Annotated in this window: 1 protein-coding gene; it reads left to right on the forward strand. The window is 37.0% G+C overall.

The features are described from left to right. The first annotated feature begins 184 nt into the window (after nt 1-184). Nucleotides 185-1,126, forward strand: coding sequence for an SMEK domain-containing protein (locus F0251_RS24230; RefSeq protein WP_171731983.1), 942 nt, complete (start codon nt 185-187; stop codon nt 1,124-1,126). Nucleotides 1,127-1,194 lie beyond the last annotated feature (68 nt).

Below are 1,194 nucleotides of genomic sequence, written 5' to 3' on the forward strand. Positions count from 1 at the left end.
AATTCAGGAGCATGTTTAATTCGTGTTTTCTTAGTTGTCATTGTTCACCTCGTTAGTGATTGTACTCACTTAACTCAGTGTCCAAAACTTCTGGTGCGGATCAGTGTTTACGGTGGTAATTTTAGGTTAGGTGGTAGCGTTGCTCACCCCTTAACAGGGCGTTAGTTTAACAAATGAGGTAAGTATGATTTCAAGAGGAAAATACATCGGTGAGATTATAGATTCTATATCTCAGTTACAGAATTCGATAAAGCTTCGCTCCAAATTGGGATTTTATGACATTAATAAATATTGTGAAGATTTTGCCTGCGATTTATTGAATATTGTTTTTGGGTTCAACCTTGGAAACTTAAACGCAGATCGAGTTAACGAGCCTGGGCTAGATATTGGTGATAAAAAAGAAAGGGTTGCATATCAAGTCACGTCGGATAAAAAGCTATCAAAAGTTTCGAAAACAATAGATAACATTACTGCTCAACATAAGTTGGACTACGATGAATTCCGTATTTTAGTGTTAGGTGAAAAGCAAGGCTCGTATACGCTGACAGACACTAAGTACGGTGCACTAAATTTCTCAGAAAGTAATATTATTGATCTCAGTGATATTGCATCCCAAATTGTATATCTCGACATCCAAAAAGTAGAGCAAGTGCTTAAGCTGTTTAGTGACAGCATGGTTAATCTTCTTTCAGAGTTTGAATTACCGGATGAAAATGGAAATTATGATACTTCTTATTATAACAATGTAGAAGAAGTAGCTACTGTTACTTTGAATGACATTAATTCATTTGAGTCATACGCTGAAGCCGAATGTGGTGAATTAGATGAAGGGAAAAGGTTAAGCAACGTTAAAAATCTGGCTAATGAGTTGGTGGCGTTGCCAAGACTTTCTCGTGAGGTGTTAGCGATTCTACTTGAGCGTAAAGATGATATTCCTTATGACTCCGAATCAGTAGGTTTAGAGCTTACTGCATTTCAGAAAATCCTAAATGTTTCAGACGCCAACTACCGGAATGAATTATCTTATCTTGAAAGCAAGAATATGGTAGCAAGGTATGAAGGTGACACTGGTGACTTTGGTCAAGTACATTATGATCCGCACCAGAAGTTTTGGACACTGAGTTAAGTGAGTACAATCACTAACGAGGTGAACAATGACAACTAAGAAAACACGAATTAAACATGCTCCTGAAT

It is taken from the genome of Vibrio sp. 070316B, from assembly GCF_013114115.1.
Lineage (GTDB): Bacteria > Pseudomonadota > Gammaproteobacteria > Enterobacterales > Vibrionaceae > Vibrio > Vibrio chagasii_B.